The organism is Pseudomonas asplenii, from assembly GCF_900105475.1.
Lineage (GTDB): Bacteria > Pseudomonadota > Gammaproteobacteria > Pseudomonadales > Pseudomonadaceae > Aquipseudomonas > Aquipseudomonas asplenii.
The window spans coordinates 894,899-920,566 of sequence record NZ_LT629777.1 but is presented as its reverse complement, the minus strand read 5'-3'; the positions used below and the strand labels follow the sequence as shown (position 1 = coordinate 920,566).

24 protein-coding genes are annotated in these 25,668 nt (G+C 62.8%); 13 read left to right on the top strand and 11 right to left on the bottom strand.

The window, feature by feature from the left end:
- Nucleotides 1-63 precede the first annotated feature (63 nt).
- From BLU37_RS04190 to BLU37_RS04160, 7 genes are all read right to left on the bottom strand, one after another.
- Nucleotides 64-1,389 (bottom strand): DUF3426 domain-containing protein, encoded by a 1,326-nt coding sequence (locus BLU37_RS04190; protein WP_090202531.1) that lies wholly within the window; start codon nt 1,387-1,389, stop codon nt 64-66.
- Nucleotides 1,390-1,419: 30 nt separating this feature from the next.
- Nucleotides 1,420-2,298, bottom strand: coding sequence for a 50S ribosomal protein L11 methyltransferase (gene prmA, locus BLU37_RS04185; protein WP_019362725.1), 879 nt, complete (start codon nt 2,296-2,298; stop codon nt 1,420-1,422).
- 160 nt (nt 2,299-2,458) lie between these two features.
- Nucleotides 2,459-3,817, bottom strand: coding sequence for an acetyl-CoA carboxylase biotin carboxylase subunit (accC, locus tag BLU37_RS04180; RefSeq protein ID WP_010444359.1), 1,359 nt, complete (start codon nt 3,815-3,817; stop codon nt 2,459-2,461).
- Nucleotides 3,818-3,834: 17 nt separating this feature from the next.
- The gene (accB, locus tag BLU37_RS04175; RefSeq protein ID WP_019362726.1) at nt 3,835-4,296 is read right to left on the bottom strand and encodes an acetyl-CoA carboxylase biotin carboxyl carrier protein; all 462 of its coding nucleotides are present in this window, start codon (nt 4,294-4,296) and stop codon (nt 3,835-3,837) included.
- Between the two features lie 48 nt (nt 4,297-4,344).
- The gene (aroQ, locus tag BLU37_RS04170) at nt 4,345-4,797 is read right to left on the bottom strand and encodes a type II 3-dehydroquinate dehydratase (protein ID WP_090202527.1); all 453 of its coding nucleotides are present in this window, start codon (nt 4,795-4,797) and stop codon (nt 4,345-4,347) included.
- Between the two features lie 177 nt (nt 4,798-4,974).
- On the bottom strand, nt 4,975-5,577 hold the full coding sequence (locus BLU37_RS29825; RefSeq protein WP_397428737.1) for a methyl-accepting chemotaxis protein: 603 nt from the start codon (nt 5,575-5,577) through the stop codon (nt 4,975-4,977).
- Between the two features lie 1,414 nt (nt 5,578-6,991).
- Complete coding sequence (locus tag BLU37_RS04160) at nt 6,992-8,653, bottom strand: response regulator (RefSeq protein WP_090202518.1); 1,662 nt, start codon at nt 8,651-8,653, stop codon at nt 6,992-6,994.
- 325 nt (nt 8,654-8,978) lie between these two features.
- On the opposite strand from BLU37_RS04160, the gene BLU37_RS04155 reads away from it, so the two are divergent.
- The 6 genes from BLU37_RS04155 (at nt 8,979) to BLU37_RS04130 (ending at nt 15,639) form a co-directional block, all read left to right on the top strand.
- Complete coding sequence (locus tag BLU37_RS04155; RefSeq protein WP_010444354.1) at nt 8,979-10,046, top strand: DUF2333 family protein; 1,068 nt, start codon at nt 8,979-8,981, stop codon at nt 10,044-10,046.
- A gap of 3 nt (nt 10,047-10,049) precedes the next feature.
- Nucleotides 10,050-10,595 (top strand): NUDIX hydrolase, encoded by a 546-nt coding sequence (locus BLU37_RS04150; RefSeq protein ID WP_090202514.1) that lies wholly within the window; start codon nt 10,050-10,052, stop codon nt 10,593-10,595.
- Nucleotides 10,596-10,770: 175 nt separating this feature from the next.
- Entirely contained in the window at nt 10,771-11,142 is a 372-nt protein-coding gene (locus BLU37_RS04145) for a translation initiation factor Sui1 (RefSeq protein WP_090202511.1), read from the top strand.
- A 223-nt stretch (nt 11,143-11,365) separates the two neighbouring features.
- Nucleotides 11,366-13,279, top strand: a complete 1,914-nt coding sequence (gene speA, locus BLU37_RS04140; protein ID WP_090202508.1) for an arginine decarboxylase — start codon at nt 11,366-11,368, stop codon at nt 13,277-13,279.
- Between the two features lie 252 nt (nt 13,280-13,531).
- Nucleotides 13,532-14,863, top strand: a complete 1,332-nt coding sequence (locus tag BLU37_RS04135) for a contractile injection system protein, VgrG/Pvc8 family (RefSeq protein ID WP_090202505.1) — start codon at nt 13,532-13,534, stop codon at nt 14,861-14,863.
- Complete coding sequence (locus BLU37_RS04130) at nt 14,860-15,639, top strand: DUF4123 domain-containing protein (RefSeq protein ID WP_172832998.1); 780 nt, start codon at nt 14,860-14,862, stop codon at nt 15,637-15,639. The genes BLU37_RS04135 and BLU37_RS04130 overlap by 4 nt, the downstream gene beginning before the upstream one ends.
- Nucleotides 15,640-15,643: 4 nt before the next feature.
- Here BLU37_RS04130 and BLU37_RS04125 read toward each other — a convergent pair whose 3' ends face one another.
- From BLU37_RS04125 to BLU37_RS04110, 4 genes are all read right to left on the bottom strand, one after another.
- A complete protein-coding gene (locus BLU37_RS04125; protein WP_090202499.1) occupies nt 15,644-16,981 on the bottom strand; it encodes an MATE family efflux transporter in 1,338 nt (445 codons plus the stop codon).
- 58 nt (nt 16,982-17,039) lie between these two features.
- On the bottom strand, nt 17,040-17,333 hold the full coding sequence (locus BLU37_RS04120; RefSeq protein WP_010444347.1) for a hypothetical protein: 294 nt from the start codon (nt 17,331-17,333) through the stop codon (nt 17,040-17,042).
- A 132-nt stretch (nt 17,334-17,465) separates the two neighbouring features.
- Nucleotides 17,466-17,879 (bottom strand): response regulator, encoded by a 414-nt coding sequence (locus BLU37_RS04115; protein ID WP_026007664.1) that lies wholly within the window; start codon nt 17,877-17,879, stop codon nt 17,466-17,468.
- Nucleotides 17,880-17,938: 59 nt separating this feature from the next.
- Nucleotides 17,939-18,130 (bottom strand): Flp family type IVb pilin, encoded by a 192-nt coding sequence (locus BLU37_RS04110; RefSeq protein WP_090202497.1) that lies wholly within the window; start codon nt 18,128-18,130, stop codon nt 17,939-17,941.
- A 304-nt stretch (nt 18,131-18,434) separates the two neighbouring features.
- Here BLU37_RS04110 and cpaB point away from each other — a divergent pair, with 304 nt between their 5' ends.
- From cpaB to BLU37_RS04075, 7 genes are all read left to right on the top strand, one after another.
- On the top strand, nt 18,435-19,367 hold the full coding sequence (gene cpaB / locus BLU37_RS04105) for a Flp pilus assembly protein CpaB (RefSeq protein ID WP_090202494.1): 933 nt from the start codon (nt 18,435-18,437) through the stop codon (nt 19,365-19,367).
- An 18-nt stretch (nt 19,368-19,385) separates the two neighbouring features.
- Complete coding sequence (locus tag BLU37_RS04100) at nt 19,386-20,612, top strand: type II and III secretion system protein family protein (RefSeq protein ID WP_090202491.1); 1,227 nt, start codon at nt 19,386-19,388, stop codon at nt 20,610-20,612.
- Nucleotides 20,609-21,796, top strand: coding sequence for a pilus assembly protein CpaE (locus BLU37_RS04095; protein WP_010444338.1), 1,188 nt, complete (start codon nt 20,609-20,611; stop codon nt 21,794-21,796). The genes BLU37_RS04100 and BLU37_RS04095 overlap by 4 nt, the downstream gene beginning before the upstream one ends.
- The gene (locus BLU37_RS04090; RefSeq protein ID WP_010444336.1) at nt 21,796-23,070 is read left to right on the top strand and encodes a CpaF family protein; all 1,275 of its coding nucleotides are present in this window, start codon (nt 21,796-21,798) and stop codon (nt 23,068-23,070) included. The genes BLU37_RS04095 and BLU37_RS04090 overlap by 1 nt, the downstream gene beginning before the upstream one ends.
- Before the next feature lie 12 nt (nt 23,071-23,082).
- Complete coding sequence (locus BLU37_RS04085) at nt 23,083-23,979, top strand: type II secretion system F family protein (RefSeq protein ID WP_090202488.1); 897 nt, start codon at nt 23,083-23,085, stop codon at nt 23,977-23,979.
- 1 nt (nt 23,980) lies between these two features.
- On the top strand, nt 23,981-24,877 hold the full coding sequence (locus BLU37_RS04080) for a type II secretion system F family protein (protein ID WP_090202485.1): 897 nt from the start codon (nt 23,981-23,983) through the stop codon (nt 24,875-24,877).
- Nucleotides 24,878-24,942: 65 nt separating this feature from the next.
- A complete protein-coding gene (locus BLU37_RS04075) occupies nt 24,943-25,653 on the top strand; it encodes a tetratricopeptide repeat protein (protein ID WP_090202482.1) in 711 nt (236 codons plus the stop codon).
- The last annotated feature ends 15 nt before the right edge of the window (nt 25,654-25,668 follow it).

The following is a 25,668-nucleotide window of genomic DNA, read 5'->3' as shown; positions in this document are numbered from 1 at the left end:
CCGTTATCGCCAGCAGTTTGGTCGGTGGCGTAAAACTGCCGTCAAACAACGCGATGAGCCGCGTTACTCGGGCGAGTGGAAGCTGAGGCTGTAGTTCACGGCCTTGACGCCTGGGTCGAGGATGTCCAGGGCGATGTGGATCGGTGTCTGCGGCGGCATTTCACTCTGTTCGGCGAGGTCGCCGCCCAGATATTCACCGGGCTTGAAGCGCCGGCTGGCAATCAGATGACCGTTGAGATCGGCAAAACGCAGTTCCAGCAGCGGAAACGGCTGCGAGAACGGCGCGCGGTTGTAGATGATCGCATCCACCACCAGCGCACCGTTGAAGTCCGGGTGGCTGCGTACCACCAGGTTGCTGCTCTTGATCCGGGCGATATCGACCTTGGAGGGCACCTTGCAGCCGAGCTGTGGGCACAGTTGCTGGAACCACGGCCGGTACTGGTCCTGACGCGCCAGCTCGTCGAAATGATAGGCGACGTACTGGCCCAGCAGTGCGGCGCTGGCGAGCAGCACCAGCAGCAGCCACAGCAGGCGCTTGCCCCAGGGCGAGCGGCGGCGTTGCCAGTCGAGGTGGATCGGGTCGTCCTCGAGGTCGAGCAGCACGTCGTCGTGAGCGCCGACACCGGGTTCGTTGCGGCTGCGCGCGGTTTTTTTCTGGTCGGCGACGGGGTCATCGGTATCGTCCGAGTCGGCGCTCAGGTGTTCGTGAGGGACGAGCTCTTCCAGTTCGCTGTCTTCGATTTCCAGGCGGGGGGCCTGGGGCTCGTCGTCCAGGTCGGCGAGGTCGAAGGACAGCGAGGGTTCCGTACGGCTCGGCCTGGCCTGTTCGGCCTTGGGCTCGACCTTTCGTTCGGTCTTGCGTTCGGCCTTGGGCGCCGCAACCGCTGGTTCCTGCTCGTCGTCGGTTATTTCGTCGGGCTCGCGGGGTGGTTCGCTGAACAGGCTGCCGGACCAATGTGTTTCGTCATCGTCGTTGTCGCGACGGGCGCTGAATGACTCTTCCTTGCCCGCAGGATCCTGGCCGAAAGCTCTGGCTGGCTGGATTTCCCGCTGTTCCAGGCGGGCCAGTTCTTCGTCGAGGTCCAGATCGTCGAGGTCCAGTTCCTGCGCTGTCCACTGTTTCTGACTGATGGCGCGTGGTGGCTCGACTGGCGGCGTAGGCGCAGCAGGCTCCGCAGGCGGTGTTACCGCTGGCGCAGCGACGGGCTCGGCCGTTTGACTGGCCGCCGCTTCCCGAGCCGCACGCTGCTCCAGCAGTTGTCGCGCGGCATTGAACACCTGCAGGCAGGAACCGCAGCGCACAACGCCACGCGCCACGCTCAACTGGGCATGGCTGACGCGAAAGCTGGTTTGGCAATGTGGGCACTGGGTGACGAAGCTGTCGGTCATGCGGCGATCCGGTTCATGCAAGGGGACATTCTAGCGCCGACGACCACTGATACGCACCCAGCCATCACGGTTGGCAATCGGGTCCAGATCGAAGTCTTTGGCATAAGCAGCGGCCACTTCCTCGCCCTGTTCGGCAAGAATGCCCGACAGCGCCAGGCGTCCGCCGGGCTTGACCAGGGTCGACAGTTGCGGCGCCAGCGAGACCAGCGGACCTGCGAGGATGTTCGCCACCAGCACATCGGCCTGCACCTGTGGCAGTTGCTCGGGCAGGTACAGCGGGAGCCGTTCCTCGGCGATATGGTTGCGTCCGGCGTTGTCGCGGGAGGCTTCCAGGGCCTGCACGTCGATATCGGTGCCGACCGCTTCACGGGCGCCGAGCAGCAGCGCGGCAATCGCCAGGATGCCCGAGCCGCAGCCGAAGTCGAGGACGTCGCAGTCCTTGAGATCCTGGCCATCGAGCCATTCCAGGCACAGTGCGGTGGTCGGATGGGTGCCGGTACCGAAGGCCAGGCCCGGGTCGAGCAGCAGGTTGACGGCGTCCGGTTCCGGCGCCGCATGCCAGCTCGGTACGATCCACAGGCGCTGACCAAAGCGCATTGGCTGGAAGTTGTCCATCCAGCTGCGCTCCCAGTCCTGGTCCTCGATCACTTCGCTGTGGTGTTCGGGCAGTGGTGCGCCGGTCAGCAGTTCCAGGTGGGCGAGCACGCTGGCCGCCTCGGTACCGCCTTCGAACAGCGCCAGCAGGTGGGTGTGGGACCACAGCGGCGTGGTGTTGAGTTCGGGTTCGAAAATCGGTTGATCTTCGGCATCCATGAACGTTACCGAGACAGCACCGACTTCAAGGAAGGCGTCTTCGTAGGTTTCGGCTTGTTCCGGGCTGATGGCGAGGCGTACTTGCAGCCAAGGCATGGCGGGCACCTGTGAAAAATGAATGTGCAACCGGGGTGATTGCGAGAAACGCGGCAGTTTACGCCAGCGCGCTGCTTTGTGGGAGTAGGCCGTGGGGCCGGCCCCAGGGTAGAAAACAACAAGGCCGCTCGAAAGCGGCCTTGTCATTCGGATCACCGGCTCACTGGTGGGCGAGCTTGTGTTCCAGGTAGTGAATGTTCACACCACCTTCGCAGAAGCCTGCGTCGCGAACCAGGTCGCGGTGCAGCGGGATGTTGGTCTTGATCCCGTCCACCACGACTTCGTCCAGGGCATTGCGCATGCGCGCCATGGCTTCGTCGCGAGTGGCTCCCCAGGTGATCAGCTTGCCGATCAGGGAGTCATAGTTCGACGGAACCTTGTAGCCGCTGTACAGGTGCGAATCGACCCGCACGCCATTGCCGCCTGGAGCATGGAAATGCTTGACCAGGCCAGGGCTTGGAATGAAGGTCTTGGGGTCTTCGGCGTTGATCCGGCACTCCAGCGCGTGACCGTGGATCTTCACGTCATCCTGGGTGTACGACAGCGGATTGCCAGCGGCGATGCTCAGCATCTCCTTGACGATATCGATGCCGGTGACCATTTCCGATACCGGGTGCTCTACCTGCACGCGAGTGTTCATCTCGATGAAGTAGAAACGGCCGTTCTCGTACAGGAACTCGAAAGTACCCGCGCCGCGGTAGCCGATGTCGATACAGGCCTTGACGCAGCGAGCCAGAACTTCCTGGCGCGCGGCTTCGTCGATACCCGGTGCCGGCGCTTCTTCCAGTACCTTCTGGTGACGACGTTGCAGCGAGCAGTCACGGTCGCCGAGGTGGATCGCATGGCCCTGGCCATCGGAAATAACCTGAACTTCCACGTGACGTGGGTTGGTCAGGAATTTTTCCAGGTAGACCATCGGGTTGCTGAACCAGGCGCCGGCTTCTTCGCGAGTCTGCTTGGCCGCTTCGATCAGTTCTTCCTCGCTGTGCACCACGCGCATGCCGCGACCACCGCCGCCGCCTGCGGCCTTGATGATCACCGGATAACCGACTTCGCGACCGATGCGCAGAGCGGTTTCAGGGTCTTCAGGCAGTGGACCGTCGGAACCGGGTACGGTCGGTACGCCAGCTGCGATCATGGCTGCCTTGGCCGAAACCTTGTCGCCCATCAGGCGAATGGTGTCGGCTTTCGGGCCGATGAAGGCAAAACCGGATTTCTCGACCTGTTCGGCGAAATCGGCGTTTTCCGCGAGGAAGCCGTAGCCCGGGTGAATCCCCGTGGCGCCAGTGACTTCGGCGGCCGCGATGATGTTCGGGATGTTCAGGTACGATTTGGTGGCCAGGGGCGGGCCGATGCAGATGCTTTCGTCCGCCAGTTTCACGTGCATCAGTTCCGTATCGGCCGTCGAGTAAACAGCTACGGTCTTGATGCCCTGTTCCTTACAGGCGCGCAGGATACGCAGAGCGATCTCGCCACGGTTGGCGATCAGGACTTTTTCCAGCTTCGCAGGTTTGGACATCGAAGGCACTCCGCGGTTCAAACGATGGTGAACAGCGGCTGGTCATACTCAACCGGCTGACCGTTTTCTACCAGGATGGATTCGATCACACCGCTGGCTTCGGCCTGGATGTGGTTCATCATCTTCATTGCTTCGACGATGCAGATGGTGTCGCCTTTCTTGACGGTCTGGCCGACTTCAACGAACGCAGGCGAAGTAGGCGACGGGGTACGGTAGAAAGTACCGACCATTGGCGACTTGACCACGAAGCCGTTCAGCTTCGGTGCGGCAGCGACTTCAGGCGCAGCAGCGGCAACCGGAGCAACTGGAGCTGCGGCTGGAGCCGGAGCCTGTACCGGCGCAGGCGCGTAGTACTGCTGGGCAGGGGTCTTGCTGTGGCGGCTGATGCGTACGGACTCTTCGCCTTCCTTGATCTCGAGTTCGTCGATGCCGGACTCTTCCAGCAATTCGATCAGTTTCTTAACTTTACGGATATCCATGAATCGTCAACTCCCAAGGGTCGGTCAGGGGCGTTTATCGCTTGTCGTTCAAGCTGTTGCCTGTCTTTCAATCTGCTCTAGGGCGGCCTCCAGGGCCAGCCGGTAACCGCTGGCGCCAAGGCCGCAGATCACGCCTACCGCTACATCCGAGAAGTAGGAGTGATGGCGGAAAGGTTCGCGTTTGTACACGTTCGACAAATGCACTTCGATGAATGGGATGCTCACCGCCAGCAGCGCGTCACGTAATGCGACACTTGTATGTGTAAAAGCTGCCGGATTGATGAGAATGAAGTCCACGCCTTCGCCGCGCGCGGCATGGATTCGCTCGATCAATTCGTACTCGGCGTTGCTTTGCAGATACATCAGATGGTGCCCGGCTTCGCGGGCCCGGCGCTCCAGATCCTGGTTGATCTCGGGCAGCGTGACCGCGCCGTAGACGCCCGGCTCGCGGGTGCCGAGCAGGTTCAGGTTGGGTCCGTGCAGGACCAGTAGGGTCGCCATCGGCTGTTTCCTTGTTATCGGTGCGCAGTTGTCAATGCGCGCCGACTATGCCGCAAAGGCCTGGTGACTGTCCAGTTGACTGCAATAGCCAGCACGATGTCCGATGTTCGCGAAAAGTTTGTGACCCATTTGTTGAAATTGGTCATTCGGTCCCGCAGCGGGCTGCTGTTCGGCCGATCAGACGCGGAACGCCTGTACCGCCGTATTCAACTGCGTACCCAGTTCCAACAGCCGTTCGCCCTGGCTGCGACCTTCGCCGATACGCAGCAGATTGTCTTCGCCCAGCAGGTGGATACGCTCGCTGTGGTCACGGATTTCGCTGACCGCGCCGCTCTGTTGGGCCGTGACGTCGGCGATGCGCACGGCGGTGTCGGCGATGGTCTGGATCGCGCCGACGATTTCGTCCAGCGCACCGTCGGCCGCCTGGGCCTGTTCGGCGGTGGCCTCGGCATGTTCGACCTGGGCACGCATGCCTTCCACCGATTCGCGGGCGGCCGTCTGCAGCCCGGCGATCAGGATCTGGATTTCCCCGGTGGCCCCGGCAGTACGCTGGGCCAGGGTTCTCACCTCTTCGGCGACCACCGCGAAGCCCCGGCCCATCTCGCCGGCGCGAGCGGCTTCGATGGCGGCGTTGAGGGCCAGCAGGTTGGTCTGGTCGGCAATCGAACGGATCACCGTCAGGACGCCGCCGATGGTGGCCGACTCCTGCGCCAGGTGTTCGATCATCTTGGCGTTGCCCTGCACCTCGCTGACCAACGCATGCAGGCCGGTCAGGCTCATGCCAATGACTTTCTGGCCCTGTTCCACCGCCAGGCCGGCGCTGCGGCTGGCGTCCGCCGCCTGGCTGGCATCGCCGCTCACCTGCTGGATGGTCGCTTCCAGTTCGCCCAGGGCATCGCGGATCTGTCCGGTGTCGCCGGCCTGGCGTTCGGCCCCGCCGTGCAGGGCGCTGCTCAGGTCGGCGAGGGCGCGGCTGCTGTCGGCCACTTGTTCGGCGTTCTGCCGGATGGTGCCTACCAGGTCCACCAGGTAGGCCCGCAGACGGTTCAACGAGGCCTCGATATCGTGCAACTCGCGGTTGGTCTTGCCCAACTGGATGTCCCGAGCGAAGTCGCCTTCGGCCCAGGTCGAAAGAGCCGGAGCGAGGTTGGTCAGTACCCGGGCCAGTTTGCGCTGCAAGGTGTCGATCAGCAGAGCGATCAACAGGATCAGACCGATCATCGCGCCTTGCATCAGGCGCACTTCGCCCTCGATCTGGCCGTGCTGGGCGCGGACCAGCGGCTCCAGCGCGGCGATCGCCTGTTGCACGGCGTCGATCTTGAGGTGGGTCGCCTTCGCCAGGTCGGCCCGGCGCTGGATCTGGTCGCGGGTACGGGCCAACTCCGCCGGGTAACGGGTCAGCAGGCTGCGCAGTTCGCGTTTGAGGCCGACGCCGGTGTCCTCGGTCACGGTTTTCTCGGTGCTTTCCAGGCCCATCATGGCGTTGAAGTCGTCGCTGCCTGACTCACTGCTGGAGGTCACGCCGAGCAGGGGCAGGGCCTCCAGTTGCTCGGCCTGGGCACTGATGCTGGCCAGTTCGCGCTCGACATCGGCGGCCAGTTCGCTGCGACCGCTGCTGACCAGCTTGTCGCGTGCCAGCGACAGTTTCGCCAGGTGCGAGGAGGCTGCCAGCAGGGGCGGCAGGTAGGCCGCCGCCTCGGGTTTCTGCGCGCCAGTGGCGTATTGGCTCAGTTGCTCAAGATTGCCGCCCAGCTCGCGTTCGGCCTGCAGCAGCAGCGCCTGCGGATCACCGGCCAGCTTGCCGGCGGCCAGCAGGTCGGTCTTGCTGAAATCGTTCAGGGCGGCGAGGCTGGGGCGCAGGGTGTCGGTCATCGACGGCGGCAGGGCGGCGATTTCCTTATCGATCGATTCGATGGATTGGCCGGCGCTGCTCAGGCGCAGGGCATCACCGCTACCGAGGTAGTCTTCGATATTGCGCGCCGCCTGGTTCTGGAACTGCTGCGACAGACCCAGGTAACGTTCCATCAACTGGTAGGGACGTTCCAGTGCTCGTTGCGACCACCAGAGCGTAGCGCCCAGTGCCAGGCACACGGCAACGAGCAACAGGGTGTTGAGATTAGTCAGCAACTTGAGGCGCATTCAGGATCCTACCCACGACAGAAAGTGGTAAGCGCCTGAATTTATTGCTGTTTCGTTACAAGGTTATGACGGAGTCATTCGAATCTGATGAAAAGGTGGCACTTTGCCTTGCTACCTGCACGCGGTTGCGTCCGGCATGTTTGGCCCGATACAGCGCTTCGTCGGCCTGGCTCGCCATGAGCAGGCTGTCACTGTCTTCCTGCAGTTCGACCACGCCGGCGCTGAAGGTGCACCAGAGGTCTTCCGGCTGGGCCGGGTAGTGAATCTCGGCGAAGCGCTGGCGAATTTCCTCCAGCACTTTATAGGCCGATTCAAGGTCGGTATCGGGCATGACAATGGCGAACTCTTCGCCGCCATAACGGCCGATGAAGTCGGTCTTGCGCAGACGTTGCTTGAGAAACAGTGCCAGGCTCTTGATCACGCGGTCGCCCATCGGGTGGCCGTGGCTGTCATTGACCCGCTTGAAGTGGTCGATATCGAGCATCGCGAAGCTCAGCGGCTTGCACTCGCGACGCGCACGGAAGCTGCAGTCTTCGAGCAATTGCAGGATATGGGTGTGGTTGTACAGGCCGGTCAGGCTGTCGCGGATCATGCGCGCCTTGAGGTTACGCGCACGCGCCGCGCGGTTGCGCACGGTGGTGATCAGGTGGCGCGGCTTGATCGGCTTGGTGAGGAAGTCGTCGCCGCCCTCGCTCATCGCATCGAGCTGCTTGTCCAGGTCATCCTCGGCGGACAGGTAGATGATCGGCACGCTGACATAACGGTCGTTATGGCGAATCACTTTCGCCAGCTCGGTACCGGTGCAGGCCGGCATGTACATGTCGAGGATGATCAGGTCCGGCTGGAAATCGGCCAGTTCGGCCATGGCCTGGATCGGATCGATCAGGGTCCGGGTGACGATGCCGGCGCTGTTGAGCAGGCGTTCGGTATGCAGGGCCTGGGCCCGCGAGTCATCGATGATCAGGACCTTGTACGGGTCGTACTGGGCAACGCAGGTCAGGATCTCGATTTTTTCCAGCAGGCTGGACGCTTCCAGGGTGCCGGTGAGGAATTCCTGGCCGCCGGCGCGCACGGCGGCCAGGCGGGTGGGCGTATCGGTTTCGTGCAGGCTGAAAAACAGCAGCGGCAGTTTCTGTTCCAGGCCGAGTTGAGCCTCGGCTGCCAAGTGCAGGCCCATGCCGCTGCCACTGAAGTCGACGTCCATGACGATCGCGGCCGGCAGGCGTTCGGCCATCGATGAACGAAATGCCGCGACACTCCCCAGCGTCTGGGCGCTGAGCCCGAAGAACTCCAACTGCTTGACCAGCCGTTCGGCCCGCTCCTGATCCTGCAGCATCAGGTAGACCGGCCGGCGCAACGGTGGCAGGAAGGTGTGTTCGAGTTGGTCGCCATGGCGCAGGCCGGTGCGCGACAGGCGCTGCATCAGACGGTTGAGTTCAGTGATCAGGCCGCTGCTGAGGCGTCCGCGATTGGCATCGACCGCCTCCAGCGAGTGGCTGATGCCATGGGCCAGTTGGATGTGTTCCGGTTGCTCGAACCGCTCGGCGAAACGTAGCAGACGCAGGTTGGCCTCGCTGAGTTCGGACAGATCGCTGCCCGACCATTCGCTGCGCTGCAAGCGTTGCCATATCTCAAGAATCTGACGTGCCTGGTGGATGACCCGCTGGGCAAAGTGGTGCCTGAGGCGCTCGCGGTTGGGGTCTTCTGGCTCGCTCATATACTGACTACTGGTTAGCCGAACGACGGTGTGAGTAATGGCGCTATGCTAGCACTTCTGCGGCCCAATACACGTGCCGTGCGTCAACTTATCGGATTAATTTGGTGACTGCCCGGTCAGTGTTGGCAGTGATGGGGAGGGGCAATTCGGTGGCGCTTGCATGAAGCGTCGCGCGGCGGCTTGATTTATAGTGGTTCGATGGATGGCAACGCTGCCGTGCCGTGATCGATGAATGCCCAGTCTGATGCAATTGCGGGCGGACAGGGCACGATGGGCCAGGGTTGTGGTCAACCGATGAACTCAAGTGATCGAAAGGATTAGAGCCATGCTGGACTGGAAAAAACGCGCCGGCAGCGCGCCGGATCGTGCTGCTGAACCCTCGCCGGCCCGCCGCGGCTACTTCGCTGGCCTGCTGTTCAGTCGGGCCTTGGTGACCCTGGTCGGGTTGTACCTGGTGGTGACGATTCTGCTCGGCTGGTACTGGAGCCAGGAGCCGGCACTGTTTCCCGTCCAGCAGAACGCCCAGATCGCCGCCGAGAAAGAGGGCCGCAAGATGGTCGTGGGCTTTACCACGGTCGAAACCCTCAAGACCGTCGCCGATACTCTCCTGACCAAGCCCGGTGGCTATCTGTCCAACGACCGTTTCCCTCCGGGTGTGTGGCTGGACAACATTCCGAGTTGGGAATACGGCGTGCTGGTCCAGGTCCGTGATCTGACCCGCGCCCTGCGCAAGGACTTCGCCCGTTCTCAGTCGCAGTCGGCCGAAGACGTCGACCTGGCCAAGGCCGAGCCCCGTTTCAATTTCGACAACAGGAGCTGGATGCTGCCGTCCAGCGAGGCGGAGTACCAGGAGGGCATCAACTCTCTGGACCGCTATCAGGCTCGCCTGTCCGATCCGAACCAGAACAACGCGCTGTTCTACGCCCGGGCCGATAACCTCAACAACTGGCTCGGCGATGTCGCTACGCGTCTGGGCTCACTGTCCCAGCGCCTGTCGGCCAGCGTCGGACGGGTCAAGCTCAACACCACGCTGAAGACCGAAAGCGTGATCCCCGGCCAGGCACCACAGGTCGATGAAGAGGTGGTCGAGACGCCGTGGCTGCAGATCGACAACGTGTTCTACGAAGCCCGTGGTCAGGCTTGGGCGCTGTCGCACCTGCTGCGTGCCATCGAAGTCGATTTCGCCGATGTGCTGGCGAAAAAGAACGCCACGGTCAGCGTAAGGCAGATCATCCGTGAGCTGGAGGCGTCGCAGGAGCCGGTCTGGAGTCCGATGATCCTCAACGGCAGCGGCTTTGGCATGCTGGCCAACCATTCGCTGGTCATGGCCAACTACATCTCGCGGGCCAACGCCGCGGTGATCGACCTGCGCCAGTTGCTCAACCAGGGCTGATCGATGAATGTCTCCCCGAACGAGGCCGCGCATCGCGCCGCCTCCGATGCCGAACAGATCGCCTGGGTCGACGACCAGGATCGTCTGCAGGGCAGCATCGCCCGTGCCGACCTGCGTGAGCGCGGCCTGGTTGGGCGCGGGACGTATATCCTGCTGTTCAATTCGGCCGGCGAGCTGTGCGTGCATCGCCGGACCCTGAGCAAGGCGATCTATCCCGGTTACTGGGACGTGGCGGCCGGCGGCATGGTCCAGGCCGACGAAAGCTACGCCGAGTCCGCTGCCCGCGAGCTGGAGGAGGAGTTGGGCGTCAGTGGCGTGCCATTGACCGCCCATGAGCGTTTCTTCTTCGACCAGCCGGGCAACCGGCTCTGGTGTGCGGTGTTCAGCGCAGTCTGGGACGGGCCTTTGCGGCTGCAGCCGGAAGAAGTGTTGGAGGCGCGTTTCATCACGGTGGACGCCGCTCTTCAGGAAAGTGCGTGCAAGCCTTACTGCCCGGACTCCCTGGCGGCGCTGAAGCGCTATGTGCAGGGTGTCGCAAAACCTTTATGAAATGGCGCCGATTGGCTCTTGGGTCATCGGCTTTTTGCCGTTACACTGCGCGACTTTTCAAGCTCGCCCGGCCTGGCCGATCGAGTAGCGCTGCCCCTGCCTGAGTGGGGCTTCGCGGTCGTGGATGCCTGCCCAGGTGCAACGACCAGTCTTTGTCCTCCCAAGAGGATTGCCGGTGGCCAAAAAAGCCGCATCCTTCGCCGCCCTCGGTGGCCTGGTGTTCTCCACCGACGCAGGTCGACATTGCCCGGACTGTAGCCAGCCGGTGGCCGCCTGTATCTGCAAACAAACCCTGATTCCCGAAGGCGACGGCATTGCCCGCGTGCGTCGCGAAAGCAAGGGCCGTGGCGGCAAGACGGTGACCACCATCACCGGCGTGCCGCTGGCCGAAGACGCCCTCAAGGAGCTGGCGAGTACCTTGAAGAGACGCTGTGGCACGGGGGGCGCCCTGAAAGACGGCGTCATCGAGATCCAGGGTGACCATGTCGAGCTGTTGTTGGGCGAGCTGGTCAAACAGGGTTTCAAGGCAAAGAAGTCCGGCGGCTAGCAGCCTCTGTGAAAACCACCGTGAAGTCGACCCGTCAGCCCGGATGAAGGCGGCCGGCAGTCGTGCCCATGGTTTTCACAGAGTCTGTTCCCGAACAGTTTCTAAACTCGGAACTGGATCCGTGGTCTTACGCGGATGCAGGCGAATCGTCATTTTCATTCTTTAGACTGCGCGCAGCCTGGGTCCAGGCAGCGTTACCTGACTTCTTCTATAGGGGACTTCGATGTCCGTACGACGCACACGCAAAGACGATGGCAGCCAATGGACAGTTGCGGACAGCCGCAGTGTTTACGGGATTCGCCATTGGGGGGCCGGATATTTCGCGATCAATGACGCCGGTCGCGTAGAGGTTCGTCCGAACGGCCCGAAAAGTTCACCCATCGATCTCTTCGAACAGGTCGACGAGCTGCGCAAGAGCGGCCTCTCCCTGCCGTTGCTGGTGCGTTTCCCGGATATCCTGCAGGACCGCGTACGTCAGCTGACCGGTGCGTTCGACGCGAACATCGAGCGCCTGGAATACCAGAGCAAGTACACCGCGCTGTACCCGATCAAGGTCAACCAGCAGGAGGCGGTGATCGAGAACATCATCGCCACCCAGAACGTTTCGATCGGTCTTGAGGCCGGCTCCAAGCCCGAGTTGCTGGCGGTGCTGGCGCTGGCGCCGAAAGGCGGCACCATCGTCTGCAACGGCTACAAGGACCGCGAGTTCATTCGCCTGGCACTGATGGGCCAGAAACTCGGCCACAACGTGTTCATCGTGATCGAGAAAGAGTCCGAAGTGGAGCTGGTGATCGAGGAGGCCGCGGCCCTCAAGGTCAAGCCACAGGTCGGCCTGCGGGTGCGACTGTCGTCCCTGGCGTCGAGCAAGTGGGCCGATACCGGCGGTGAGAAATCCAAGTTCGGCCTGTCGGCGGCGCAACTGCTGTCGGTGGTCGAGCGCTTCCGCGCGGCCGGTCTTGACCAGGGCATCCGCCTGCTGCACTTCCACATGGGGTCGCAGATCGCCAACCTGGCGGACTACCAGTACGGTTTCAAGGAAGCGATCCGCTATTACGGCGAGCTGCGCAACCTCGGCTTGCCGGTCGATCACATCGACGTCGGCGGTGGCCTGGGCGTCGACTACGACGGTACCCACTCGCGTAACGCCAGCTCGATCAACTACGACATGGATGATTATGCCGGTGTCGTGGTGGGCATGCTCAAGGAATTCTGCGATGCGCAGAGCCTGCCGCATCCGAACATCTTCTCCGAGAGCGGCCGTTCGCTGACCGCCCACCACGCGATGCTGGTGGTGCAGGTGACCGACGTCGAGAAACACAACGACGACGTGCCGCATATCGAGAACCCCGGCAGCCTGCCGGAAACCGTGCAATGGCTGGTGGAACTGCTGGGGCCGACCGATATCGAGATGGTCACCGAAACTTACTGGCGCGCCACGCACTACATGAGCGACGTCGCCACCCAGTACGCCGACGGCAAGCTGACCCTGGCCGAGAAAGCCCTGGCCGAACAGTGCTATTTCGCCGTCTGCCGGCGCCTGCACAACTCCTTGAAGGCTCGCCAGCGCTCGCATCGCCAAGTGCTCGACGAACTCAACGACAAGCTGGCCGACAAGTACATCTGCAACTTCTCGGTGTTCCAGAGCCTGCCCGATACCTGGGCCATCGGCCAGGTCTTGCCGATCCTGCCGTTGCACCGCTTGAACGAGGAGCCGCTGCGGCGTGCCGTACTGCAGGACCTCACCTGCGACTCCGATGGCAAGATCAAGCAGTACGTCGACGAGCAGAGCATCGAGACCAGCCTGCCGGTGCACGCGCTGAACGAGGGTGAAGACTACCTGTTGGGTATCTTCCTTGTGGGCGCCTACCAGGAAATCCTCGGCGACATGCACAACCTGTTCGGTGACACCGACTCGGTGAACATCTACCAGAACGCCGACGGCAGCGTGTATCACGCTGGCATCGAAACCCACGACACCATCGAAGACATGCTGCGTTATGTGCACCTGTCGCCGGAGGAGCTGATGACGCATTACCGCGACAAGGTCGCCAGCGCCAACATCAGCGTCAAGGAGCGGACCCAGTTCCTCGATGCGCTGCGTCTGGGCCTGACCCGTTCTTCCTACCTGTCGTCTTGAGGTCAGGCCAATAGTTCCTGGGAATTAGCGCCTTCAATAAGGTGTTTTTTCCTTGGTTCATGTAGGTCAAGTCCGGTTGTTTAAAGACCCACCCTCAGCGGTGGGTTTTTTATTGGGCAAAGGCAAAATGATGGCTTCGTCATTTCCGTGTCTTGTGTAGGCGATTTCTCTAACACCTGTTCGGCCCTCTACTCGCTCTTGTCTCTCGGCGAGAATCCCGGATCAAAGTCGGGCCCATGTAGAGGAAAACCCATGTTCGATCCAGCCAACGAGCCGTTTTTCCGTCTGGATGTTGCCGGCTTGTCCCAGCCCTTGGCGGTCAGTTGCTTCAGCGGTCATGAGGCGCTCAGCGAGTTGTTTGCCTTCGAACTGGACGTGCCCAGCGAGGCGCTCAAGACGGACCCCGGCGGACTGATGTATCGCAGTTGTTTTCTGCGTTTGGGGGCGGACGGCCAGGGTATTCATGCGCAGATACAGGGGATCAATTTGCGGTGCAGCGGTTTGGCCCGTGACCATTTCCGACTTTTCCTGGGGCCGCGTCTGGGCGTTTTGGCGCAGCGCCTGCGACGCCGGCTGTTCCAGCAACGCACAGTGCCCGGCATCATCGCCCAGGTGCTCGGTGAACACGGCCTGCGCAAGGACGAGTTTCGCTTCATCCTCAAGGGCCATTGCGTGTTGCGGCCGTATTGCGTGCAGTTCGATGAGTCCGATTTGCGCTTCATCCAGAGGCTTTGCGCCGAGGAAGGCATCCACTTTCACTTCCGGCATTCCCGGGACAACCATCGGCTGGTGTTCGCCGATGGCCTGGGAGCCTTGCGGCGTAGCCGGCCAGCCCGTTTTTGTCCGGATGAGGACGGCGCGGTGGAGGATTTTCGTGTCAGCCTGTCGGGCAAGGTCCGTCGAGGAGGCGCGCGGAGCCAGGAGTTGGCGCAGGGTGAAAGCGATCTGCCGGGACTCCAGTGCGCCAGCTTCCTGCCGCTGTCCGGTCATCCCTGTGCCGCATGGAATCGTCTGTGGCTGCTCACGGCGCTCGAGCATCGTGGCGACAGCAGCGCCTTGGAGCCGCCAGGGCTGTTCTACCGCAACCTGTTCAGCGCGACCTCCTGGGAAGTCGCTCCGCGCTCGCCGGGCCATTATCCGAAACCGCGCTTGCCGGGGCTGTTTCGAGCCTGGGTGGCCGCCGGCGAGCCAGGCTCGCTTGTCGATTCGCAGGGACGCCTGGCGGTGCAATTGCGGGTGTTCTATCAGGGCGAAGGTGCCCGACCGGGCACTTGCCGGTTGCCGCTCGATCGCTCGGCGGTGGGCGATGTCGAGGCGTTCCTGGCTGGACTGGAGCTGGGGTCGCCGCTGTGGGTGCGTTTTGCCGATGGCGACCCGGACCGGCCAACGATTGTCGGGCGCGCCGATACCCGCCAGCCGCATCCGGCGGTGGCCGACGAGCAACGGCCGTGCACGAGCCCGGCGTTCGAGCTGTTACGGGCGGGGCACCCGCTGGTGCTCTTGTGTACGCCCGGATCGGATAGCCAGCCAACCGCCTGCGGTCGGCTGGGGCGCGCGGCGGGTGGTCAGGGCTGGCATTCATGAGGGCGAGCACGTTGTGGCTGTTGCTGGATATCCCCACGGCCCCCGGGCTGGTCGCGGCGTTGCGCGAGCGTTATGCACACTATGAGACTTACCCCTTGTTCGAAGACACGCCATTCCATGGTGTACGCGACTGGGGACCACGCTTGCTCCGGCTGACGGCGGATTGTCCGCTGGCAAGGTTGAGCCAGACCCGCCCCGAGGGCTGGAGCGGTCTGTTCCTGCGTAGCCGGGCGCCGGTTTCGGTGTTATTGGCTCATCTGCGGCAGATGCTGGTGGTGCGTTTCGACGCTGAACATCAGGGTGTGGTCAGCTACTACAATCCGCAGACCGCCAGTTATTTTTTCGACGGCACCGATAGCCGCGAATTGAGCCGCTGGCTCGGCCCGATCAGCCTGCTCTACTGGTACGGCGGGACCTGGGCCGACAAGGCCACCGGCAGCCTCGGCTGGCAACAACTGATCAATCCGCAACTGGCGGGGCCGCCCCTGGGTGTGCTGGAAACCCTCAGTGCGGCCCAGCAACAGCGCTTGCAAAGGTGCCTGCTGGAGCGGCATGCCTACCAGTGGAGCCGTGCCAGTGGTCATGATTACGGCAAGACCTGGAGCCATCTGCAGGAGGGCGTCGCTCTGGGCTTTCGCGACAGTGGCCTTCTCGATGACTGGCTGGGGTTGCGCGCGCAGTACCCGGCGGCTTCATTTCCGCCAGGTTTGCCGGGTGATACGCCGGGTGAGCGGCTGGAGAGCCTGCGCCGGGCCTGGATGGGCGAGCAGGGATGATCGGCTACGGGGTCCAGCGATCCTGGCGGTGCAATTGCCAGGCATAGGACCCCAGGGTCAGGCTGCGCAGCGCCATGAACAGCAGGAAGCCGAGCCACAGTCCGTGATTGCCGTAGTCGCTCAGGGCCCAGGCGAAGGGCAGGCTTATCAGCAGGCTCACGAGCATCGCGTCACGCATTTCCCGAGCCCGGGTGGCACCGATGAACAGGCCGTCCAGCAGGTAGCTCCAGACCGCGACCAGAGGCAGTACGGCCAGGTACGGCAGGTAGCCGAAGGCGGTTTCACGCACGCTGGGGATATCGGTCTGCAGCGTGATGAACAGATGGCCGCCGAATAGGAACAGCAAGGCGAACCCGAGGCTGGCCAACAGCGACCAACCACTCGCAACGACCAGCGAGCGGCGCAGTTCCTGGCGTTGCCCGGCGCCGATGGCATGGCCGCACAAGGCCTCGACCGCATGGGCCAGGCCATCGAGGGCATGGGCGGTCAGCAGCAGACCGTTGAGCAGCAGGGCATTGGCGGCGACTGTTGCATCGCCGAGGCGGGCGCCTTGCACCGTGATCAGAAAAAACACCGATTGCAGCGCCATGCTGCGGATGAAAATGTCGCGGTTGACGGCCAGCAGCGGTTGCCAGTTGCGCCATTGCTTCAGGGCTGCCCAGGCCAGTTGTCCGGGGTAGGCGCGCAGGGCGCTGCCGGTCAGCGCCAGGCCGAGCAGGGCACCGCTCCATTCGGCGATGACCGACGCACGTGCCGCACCGACCACGCCCCACTCCAGGCCGAGCACGAACCACAGGTTCAGGGCGATGTTGATCAGGTTGGTGGTCAGCAGGATCGCCAGCGGCGCCCGTGCATTCTGGGTGCCGAGGAACCAGCCGACCAGGGCGTAGCTGGCCAGTGCCGGCGGTAGCCCGAACAGGCGGGTATAAAAGAAGTCCTGGGTCAGTTGATGCAGCTCGACCGAAGGTTGCATCAGGTTCAGCGCCAGGTGACTGAACGGCAGGGCAATCACCCCGAGGAGCAACGCCAGCAGCAGGCTCAGCAACAGCCCTTGCAGCAGGATCTGACGCAGTGCCGTGCCGTCGTTACGCCCGGCAGCCTGGGCGGCGAAGCCGGTGGAGCCCATGCGCAGGAAGCCCATGGCCGAGGCCAGGAAAATATACAGGCTGGCGCCCACTGCCACGGCCCCCAGTTGGTGGGCATGGGGCAGGTGGCCGATCACTGTGCTGTCGACCAGTGCCACCAGCGGAACGGAAATATTCGACAGAATCATCGGCGCGGCCAGCCCCCAGACCCGGCGATGGGTCGGGCGGTCGCGCCAGTCAGCGATCAGGGTGGACATGCGGGCTCCTCACAAGAGCGCGCATTGTAGCGTCAACCTTCGGGATGTACGGCGCTGATCAGTGAATGATCCCGCTCAGCAGCCAGAGTCCGATCATCAGCCAGATAATGCCGAGGATGATCGAGGCCCGCATGAAGGCCCGGATTGCCGAGTAAAGAAACATCAGGCCGACGATGAGGGCCAGGATACTGATCAGCGAAGTATCCATGCCCAACGCACGGGCCAGACCGTCAACGAAATTGCCGCCAGCATGGGTCAGCAGGTCGAACAGCCCGCTCAGGCCGTCGACGATGAAGCGGATCACCGATCCCAGCACCCGACCCAGCCACTCGAAAAAGCTTTCTACCTGCATGTGCGTACCCTGATGAGCCAATGGCGACGGATTGTAGCCTTTGGCCATGGATCTGGCTGCCAAGTTCCCCGGCGTCAGGAGTCTGCTGAGTAAAAAAGACAGTGCTATCGCTGGCAGTAAACCGACGAGGCCTCAGGAGCCCACGACATGGATCCGCGGCTGCGGAAACAGGTTGTTGAGGGTTTCCAGCAGGCGCACGTGATAGATGGGTTTGCGGAACAGGTCCAGTACCTGCAGGCGCAACATGTCGCTGACATCGTCCATGTCGGCATGGCCGGACGTCACGATCACCGGCAGGTGCTGGCGCGAGGTATGTTCGCGCAGGCGCTTGATCAGCGACATGCCGCTTTCCTCGGGCATGCGCAGGTCGGTGATGACCAGAGCGATGTCCGGGTGTTTGGTCAGGTGGAACAGCGCCTGCTTGACCGAGGTCGCGGTGAAGCAGGAGAAGCCTTCACCCTCCAGCAGCTCGGCCAGTTCCAGGAGGGCGTCCTCTTCGTCATCCACTAGAAGGAGCTGCTGGCGTGGGGGAACAGAGGAAGTCATGGGGGATTCCTGTTGCAGGGTTCGTGTTCCAGTTTAGCGCCTCTTTGATGGGAAGGGGCTCAGGTGCCCAGACCGTTGCTGATACCTTTGAATACGTTACCGATCTTGGTGGATATATCAGTGGAATAACCGATGATCACTACCGCCACCATGGCTGCCACAATCGCGTATTCGATGCCCGAAGCCGCCTCCTTGCGTTGAATGAACAACTGAACCTGCACATACAGTCTGGTAATGAAATCCCGGATCATCTGACAACTCCTTACGCCTTTAAACGCCGTATCAGCTTGTCTTGCGTCATGGTTTCCCTATGCCATCACAGCATTGTCAACAAAACGGCGGGCAACAACTGTAAGAAAGGACTAATCACAAAGTATTAGTTCGGAAGTTCATAGCCATACCTGTCCGCTTTCTTGCTCTTTTCAGCGAAATTTTCCGCCGGTTAATGGCATTTCGTCCTAGCTGCGCTACCGTCAAATAGCGAAAAAGTTGATGTTCATAGCTGCCTGAATGCGATAGCTACAGGGGTCGCGCAGTAGGAAAGGGAGAGCCGTCATGAACAGTCGCGTCACTATGGGGTTGGCGGTCATCTTGTTGATCGCAGCCCTTGTGGCCGGATATTGGGGGTGGATGCTCAGCCACCAGCCCGCACCGTTGGTTCCTGCCGAAGCCCCCGTTGCCGCTCCCGTGAGCAGTGAGGCCGTGGCCGGCAGCGAAGAGCCGATTCGCCAGCCGGTGGTGGTGTTGGCCCACGATGTTCCCGCCTTTGTCCCCCTGACCGCCGCCGACCTGGTGATCGAGAAATTGCGCAATGCGCCCGCTGGCAGTCTCGGTTCGTTAGCGGAGGCGGTGGACCGGATCCCCTGGCGCCCGTTGAAAGCCGGCACCTGGCTCAGCGACGAGAGCTTCCAGGCCGGTGGCGCCTTGGCGCGGATGATTCGCGCCGATGAGCGGGCCCTGGCCGTGGCTGTAGATGAGGTGATCGGTGCCGGAGGGCAATTGAGCCCCGGCGATTATGTCGATGTGCTGCTGTACTTGCGCCAGGATGCCAGCAACGTGCAGCAGTCGGCCCAGGTGGTGATTCCGGCGATGCGCCTGCTCAGTGTCGGCGATCAACTGGGCCTGACCAATGATGGCAAGCCCGCTTCGCCGGGCGACCGGGCCAGTCAGGACGCGCGTCGCGCCGCTGCTCGGACCGTGGTGCTGGCGGTTCCCGAACAACTGCTGAACCGGCTGATGCTGGCGACTCAGGTCGGCACTCTGCGCCTGGCGGTACGCAGTGCCGACGAACATCTGTTGCCGCGCTACTGGGCCGGGGAACAGGTCGGTGCCGGTAGCCTCGATGTGGCCAGCCATGCGTTGTTCCAGTTTACCCAACTGGCCCTGGCCGGGGCGCCGCGAGGCCAGCCGTCGACGGCCATGGGGGCGAGTCGTGCCTCGGGTGTCGAGGTGATTCGTGGCAACCAGACCAGTCAACAAACGCCCTGATCTGCAAGGAAGTGCCGGATGAGTGCAACGCTGTCGAACGTCAAACGAGTGGTCTGGGCCCTGCTCCTGGGGCATCTATCGATACCGCCGGTGCTGGCTGCTACCGCCGCTTGCGGCAGCCTCGGCCCGTTGCCTGCGGTGATCGAGTTGGGCGAAGGGTTGCAACAGGAGTTGCAGTCGCCGTTGGCGATCACCCGGCTGGCGGTGGGGGATCCGAAAGTCGCCGACGTGCGCCTCAACGGCAACAAGGCGTTCCTGCTGACCGGCATGGCTGCGGGAGCCACCAGCCTGATGATCTGGACCGCTTGTGACAGCGCGCCGCGCCAGAGCATGGTGTTTGTCCAGGGCAAGGCCGCGACAGGGCTGACCAGCGCCGCGCTCGTGCCGTCTGTGGATCCGTCGTTGCCCAGTCAGGTGCAGACCGATATCCGCTTCGTCGAGGTCAGTCGCACCAAGCTCAAGGAGGCCAGCACGGCAATCTTCGGCCAGGGCGGGAATTTCCTGTTTGGCTCTCCGGGCACTCAGGTTGTCAATGCGTCGAGTGGTGTCATTACCGGTGGGGTGGCTCCGGATAACGGCAGCTTCAACATCGGTTTCGGTGGCGGTCGGGTCAGGGCGTTGATCAATGCCCTTGAAGGCAGTGGCTTCGCCTATACCCTGGCCCGGCCCAGCCTGGTGGCCTTGAGCGGGCAGAGCGCGAGCTTCCTCGCCGGCGGCGAGATCCCGATCCCGGTGCCCAGCAGCGGTAGCAATACAATTACCATCGAATACAAGGAATTCGGCATTCGCCTGACACTCACACCGACGGTGATCGCGAAAAATCGCATTACCCTCAAGGTCGCGCCTGAAGTCAGCGAGCTGGACTACAGCAACGCGGTGACCATCTCCGGTACGCCGGTGCCGGCGCTGACCATCCGCCGCACGGACACCAGTATCTCCCTGGCCGATGGCGAGAGTTTCGTCATCAGCGGCCTGATCAGCACGCGCAACAGCGCCCAGGTCAACAAGCTGCCCGGACTGGGGGATATCCCCGTGCTGGGGGCGTTCTTCCGTAGCTCCAACCTGCAGCGCGAAGAGCGCGAGTTGCTGATGATCGTCACCCCGCATCTGGTCCAGCCGCTGGCAGCAGATGCTCAACTGCCCGGGTTGCCCGGGGAAAAACTGCGCCAGTACGATCCGAACTGGTTCCGGCTGTTTTTCCTCGACAACGGCAACTATGACCGCCGTACGGGGTTATCGAAATGAGCCAGAGTCTGAGCCAGACCTTCCTGGCAATCACGCGCAACACCACCGACCTTGAGTGGCTGCAGGGTGCATTGGCGCCGTTGGGCCAGGTGGTCAGCGCCGGTGGTAGCCTCGACGAGTTGTTGTCGTTGGTGGATGTCACCTTTGCCGGGCTGATCTTCGTCGGCCTCGATCGGGAGAACCTGGTGGCCCAGAGCGCCCTGATCGAAGGGCTGCTGGAAGCCAAGCCGATGCTGGCCATCGTCGCCCTCGGCGATGGCATGGACAACCAGCTGGTACTCAACGCGATGCGGGCCGGGGCGCGGGATTTCGTTGCCTATGGTTCGCGCTCCAGCGAGGTGGCCGGGCTGGTCCGGCGCCTGAGCAAGCGCCTGCCGACGGTGGCACCGAGTGCGCAACTGGGCGGTTTCACCGTGCTCTATGGCTCCCAGAGCAATGCCGATGGCGCGTTGCTGGCGATACATCTGGCGCTGGTGGTGCAGAAACGTGGACAACAGACCCTGCTGCTCGACCTCGGCCTGCCCCGGGGCGACAGCCTGGCGCTGCTCGGTCTGGAAAGCTCGTTCCATTTCGGCGATGCCCTGCGTCACTTGCGTCGTCTGGACACGACGATGATCGACAGTGCCTTCACCCGCGCCGAGGCGGGCTTGCGCATCCTCACCTATGCCGGGGGGGACGAGCCGCTCAAGCGCACCAGCGCCGCCGAGCTGTACATGTTGCTCAGCGCCTTGCGCCAGCACTTCCAGCACATTGTCGTCAACCTCACCGGGCAGTCCGACAGCGATGCGCTGCGGACCTTCGTCAGCCACTGCGACAAACTGCTCTGGTATACCGATCAGAGTGTGCTCGACTGTCGGCGCAACCTGACGATCCTCAACCAGTGGCGCGAAAAAGGCATGAAGCTCGACCATGCGCGCCTGCTGGTCGATCGATACCTCAAGAACGTCTCGCCCGACTCCGAAACCCTGGGCAAGACCTTTGGTTTGCCGGTCCTGTCGGTGTTGCCGCTGAACGCCGAGGTGCGGATGAATGCCAAGAACCAGGGTCAGACGCTGTTCGAACTGGCCCCGCGTGAAGCCTTGACTGTCGGTCTCAAGACCTTGGGCGAACGGCTGGCCAAGCGTTCAGAAGGGCGGACCAAGGCTGCCGAGGGCTGGCTCAACCGGCTCTGGGGGAACAAGTAATGGCGGAGAAACTGTTCGGTGGCCAAAACCGTTCATCGGCCGGTAATAGCGACCATGAAGGGCTCAAGCTGGTATTGCATCGCTACATCATCGATGCCATCGAAGAGTCGGGAAAAAACCTGCTGGAAAGTTCACGCCAGGCGCTTGCCCAGTTCGTCATCGACAAGGTCGGCGAGTACGTGTCGCGCCTGCATCTGGCAATTTCCCGTTATGAGATGGAACGGCTGGCCGAGGAAATCGTCGATGAGCTGACCGGCTTCGGCCCGCTGGAGGTGTTGCTGCGCGATCCCGCCGTGACCGAAATCCTGGTCAACGGGCCGCACCGGGTGTTTCTCGAACGCGATGGCCTGCTGCACCAGAGCGACCTGCGGTTTATCGACGATCATCATGTGGAGCGAGTCATCCAGCGCATCCTCGCCCCCCTCGGCCGGCGCCTGGACGAATCGTCGCCGATGGTCGATGCGCGAATGCCCGATGGCAGCCGGGTCAATGCGATCATCCCGCCGATCGCCCTGGACGGCCCTTGTCTGTCAATCCGGAAATTTCGCAAGGACATGCTCAAGAGCAACGACCTGGTCGCGATGCAGACCATTGACCAGGCCATTCTCGAGTTCTTCCAGGAGGCCGTGGGCAAACGCTGCAACATCCTCATCAGCGGTGGTACCGGCACCGGCAAGACCACCCTGCTCAACATCCTCAGCCAGTTGATCAATCCTCATCAGCGGCTGGTCACCATCGAAGACGTTGCCGAACTGCAACTCAACCACCCCCACGTGGTTCGCCTGGAAACCCGCCCGCCGAATGCCGAGGGTCATGGTGAGGTGAAGTCCAGCGACCTGATCCGCAACGCCCTGCGGATGCGTCCGGACCGGATCATTCTCGGCGAGATTCGCGGCGTGGAAGTGCTCGACGTGTTGACGGCGATGAACACCGGCCATGATGGTTCGATGAGCACGGTGCACGCCAACAATGCTCAGGACGCGCTGTTGCGGTTGGAGACCCTGGTCGGGCTGACCGGGCGCCAGGTGGCGGAGAAGACCCTGCGTCAGATGATCTGTGCGGCGCTGGACGTGGTGATCCAGCTGACCCGCCTGCCCGACGGCCGGCGTTGTGTCAGCGAGGTGGTGGAGGTGGTCGGGGTGCGTGATGACATCTACGTCACCAACACCCTGTTCCGGCTCGACCGCCGCAGCGGTTCCACCTTCCAGCGCGAAGCGGTCAACCCGGCAGGCGACAAGCTGCGGCGCGAGTCGTACCTGACCTTTGACGATTGAGGAGGTCTGCACATGCTCGGTCCGCTGTTGCTCGGTCTCATGTGCCTGCTGCTGCTCGGCTTCTCGGTGCGGCTGTTTTACCGGGGCCTGCGCAAGAGCGGTGACGAGCGGGTATTGAGCCGGTTGACGGCGGGGCAGCCGCAACTGAGCGCAGCCGCCAGCGCCGTCAGCCCCGCCAGGGAGCGCCTGGACCGCCTGTTCCTGCGTGCCGGGCTGGATCGTCCTGGCGAGCGGCTGGTCCTGTGGCTGCTGGCCTGGGCGTTGCTGGTCATGCTGGGTCTACTGATGGCCGGTTCGCTCGGCCTGCTGGTGATGGTGCTGGCGCCGCCGCTCGGTCTGCGATGCTTCGTCGGCTGGCGTTATCAGCGCCGGGTGCGGCGCATGATCGAGCAACTGCCGCAATTGCTCGATCATGCGGTACGCAGCCTGAAATCCGGCAAGACCCTGGCCGATGCGATTCTCGGCGGGATCGAGGCCTCGACCGATCCGTTGCGCGAGGCCATGGGCCGGGTGCGGCGCAATGTCGAACTGGGGGTCAGTCTGCCGGAGGCGGTCAGTGACTTTGCCGAATTCTACGAGCGCGAAGAGTTTCGGTTTCTCGCGCTTGGCCTGAAGGTCAATCACCGTTATGGCGGCAACGCCAGCGAACTGCTGGAAAACCTGATGAAACTGATCCGCGAACGTGAACAGGGCGCGCGGCAATTGCGTGCGATGACCGGCGAAACCCGCATGACAGCGGTCGTCCTGGCGCTGTTGCCGATCAGTGTGGCGGGTTACTTCATGCTGACCAATCCCGGTTACCTGATGAACATGTGGGCTGACCCGAGTGGCCAACAGATGCTGCTGATGGCCTTTGGTCTGCAGATATTGGGCTGCCTGGCGCTCTGGCGCATGTTGCGGAGCGTGTGACATGGTCCTGTTGATGAGTGCGCTGCTGTTGCTTGCTGCTGTTGTGCTGATCGTCGGCAACCTGCTGCAGACGCGTCAGCGCCAACGGGCCGTCACCGAGCGCTTGCAGGGGCACATGGTGCGTGAGCAGAGCAAACTCAAGCTGAGCGGCTTCTTGCAGTCCCTTGGCGAGACACGTGCCGGCCAGCGTTCGGTGAGCCTCGATAACGAGACTCAGCTCCTGCTCAACCGTATCGGCTGGCGCAAGGCGAACCAGCGCTCGCTGTATGCCGCCTGCCAGATCGGCCTGCCGGTTGTGGCGCTGGTGCTGGTATTGCTCATTCAGCAGGTGTTCTTTCCCGCAGTGGCCTCACCCTGGGTTGCGCCATTCCTCGGCCTGTCCGCCGGCTACCTGCTGCCCAAGCGCTTGCTGGCCCTGGCCGCCGAGCGTCGCAAGCGCCAGGTTATCGTCGAAATCTCGACCTTCATTCCGCTGCTGCGCATCCTGTTCGAGTCGGGAATGGCCGTGGAGCAGGCGCTGCGGGTGCTCGCCAACGAATCCCGGCAGTTGTTGCCGGTGTTGAGCAGCGAGTTGCAAATGGTGCTGGCGCGGGTCGATTCCGGGCTGGAACTGAGCGAGGAGTTGAACAAGATGGCTCGGCTGCTGGCGGTCGATGAGTTGGACGACACCAGCGTCATTCTCCAGCAACTGCTGCAGCAGGGTGGCGGGGCGATGAAGTCGTTGCTGACGCTCAAGCAACTGCTCGATGACCGGCGCCTGACCCGCTTGCAGGAATACATCTCGAAGATGTCGGCGAAGATGTCGGTGGTGATGATGGTGTTTCTGTTCCCGGCGTTGCTGATCGTGCTCGCGGGACCGGGTTTTACCGCCTTGAGTCGGGCCTTCGGTACGTCCTAGGAAGAGCCAGGCAGCAGTTGTTGTACTTGGGTTGCATCAGCGCGTGAACATCAGGGAGTGAGGGAATGAGAGCAGTGATTGCGGGACTGGCCCTGTTGGCGCTGGGCGGGTGTGCCAGCGATGGCCTCGCGCCGTGGGCGGCGCTGGCGGGTGGCACTTGTGGCAAGCCCAGCGCCGATCAGGAACTGGCGCTGAACCTGGCGGACGACATGGCCAACGAGGGCAAACCGCACGCCAGCCTGGCCAATCTGCAGAAGCTGCCGGAAAGTCTGGGCGAGGTGCGCTTGCGCAAGGCCAGGGTCTATCGGCAGTTGGGCCGCAGCGAAGCGGAGCCCCTGTACCGCAGCCTGCTCGGCACCTGCCTGGCGGCCGAGGGCGAGCATGGACTCGGCCAGTTGGCGGCCGCGCGTCAGGACAACGGCCAGGCCATGGCCCATTTGCAGCGCGCGGCACGCCTGGCGCCCACCGATGAAAAGGTGCGCAATGACCTGGGGGTGGTCTACCTCAATCAACTGCGGATCGAGGACGCGCGCTTCGAGTTCCTGACCGCCATTGAACTCAAGCCGGCCGATCAGTTGGCGGCGGTGAACCTGGTCACGCTGCTGCTCTATCAGGACAACTGGAGCCAGGCGGCCGAACTGGTGACCCGCCTGGGCCTGAGTCCCGAGCAGGTCAGCGATGCCCAGGTCCGCGCCCAACAACTGAAGAATCCGCAGCGGTCTGCGGCGAACCGGATGGTCGCGGCCGATGACGCTGGCAAGCCAGCGATCAAGTAAGCCGACGCAAGGGAG

Coding starts and splice junctions, on each gene's coding strand:
- BLU37_RS04190 (WP_090202531.1), bottom strand. CDS start 1,389: ATGACCGACAGCTTCGTCACCCAGTGCCCACATTGCCAAACCAGCTTT.
- prmA (WP_019362725.1), bottom strand. CDS start 2,298: ATGCCTTGGCTGCAAGTACGCCTCGCCATCAGCCCGGAACAAGCCGAA.
- accC (WP_010444359.1), bottom strand. CDS start 3,817: ATGTCCAAACCTGCGAAGCTGGAAAAAGTCCTGATCGCCAACCGTGGC.
- accB (WP_019362726.1), bottom strand. CDS start 4,296: ATGGATATCCGTAAAGTTAAGAAACTGATCGAATTGCTGGAAGAGTCC.
- aroQ (WP_090202527.1), bottom strand. CDS start 4,797: ATGGCGACCCTACTGGTCCTGCACGGACCCAACCTGAACCTGCTCGGC.
- BLU37_RS29825 (WP_397428737.1), bottom strand. CDS start 5,577: ATGAGCCTGACCGGCCTGCATGCGTTGGTCAGCGAGGTGCAGGGCAAC.
- BLU37_RS04160 (WP_090202518.1), bottom strand. CDS start 8,653: ATGAGCGAGCCAGAAGACCCCAACCGCGAGCGCCTCAGGCACCACTTT.
- BLU37_RS04155 (WP_010444354.1), top strand. CDS start 8,979: ATGCTGGACTGGAAAAAACGCGCCGGCAGCGCGCCGGATCGTGCTGCT.
- BLU37_RS04150 (WP_090202514.1), top strand. CDS start 10,050: ATGAATGTCTCCCCGAACGAGGCCGCGCATCGCGCCGCCTCCGATGCC.
- speA (WP_090202508.1), top strand. CDS start 11,366: ATGTCCGTACGACGCACACGCAAAGACGATGGCAGCCAATGGACAGTT.
- BLU37_RS04135 (WP_090202505.1), top strand. CDS start 13,532: ATGTTCGATCCAGCCAACGAGCCGTTTTTCCGTCTGGATGTTGCCGGC.
- BLU37_RS04130 (WP_172832998.1), top strand. CDS start 14,860: ATGAGGGCGAGCACGTTGTGGCTGTTGCTGGATATCCCCACGGCCCCC.
- BLU37_RS04125 (WP_090202499.1), bottom strand. CDS start 16,981: ATGTCCACCCTGATCGCTGACTGGCGCGACCGCCCGACCCATCGCCGG.
- BLU37_RS04120 (WP_010444347.1), bottom strand. CDS start 17,333: ATGCAGGTAGAAAGCTTTTTCGAGTGGCTGGGTCGGGTGCTGGGATCG.
- BLU37_RS04115 (WP_026007664.1), bottom strand. CDS start 17,879: ATGACTTCCTCTGTTCCCCCACGCCAGCAGCTCCTTCTAGTGGATGAC.
- BLU37_RS04110 (WP_090202497.1), bottom strand. CDS start 18,130: ATGATCCGGGATTTCATTACCAGACTGTATGTGCAGGTTCAGTTGTTC.
- cpaB (WP_090202494.1), top strand. CDS start 18,435: ATGAACAGTCGCGTCACTATGGGGTTGGCGGTCATCTTGTTGATCGCA.
- BLU37_RS04100 (WP_090202491.1), top strand. CDS start 19,386: ATGAGTGCAACGCTGTCGAACGTCAAACGAGTGGTCTGGGCCCTGCTC.
- BLU37_RS04095 (WP_010444338.1), top strand. CDS start 20,609: ATGAGCCAGAGTCTGAGCCAGACCTTCCTGGCAATCACGCGCAACACC.
- BLU37_RS04090 (WP_010444336.1), top strand. CDS start 21,796: ATGGCGGAGAAACTGTTCGGTGGCCAAAACCGTTCATCGGCCGGTAAT.
- BLU37_RS04085 (WP_090202488.1), top strand. CDS start 23,083: ATGCTCGGTCCGCTGTTGCTCGGTCTCATGTGCCTGCTGCTGCTCGGC.
- BLU37_RS04080 (WP_090202485.1), top strand. CDS start 23,981: ATGGTCCTGTTGATGAGTGCGCTGCTGTTGCTTGCTGCTGTTGTGCTG.
- BLU37_RS04075 (WP_090202482.1), top strand. CDS start 24,943: ATGAGAGCAGTGATTGCGGGACTGGCCCTGTTGGCGCTGGGCGGGTGT.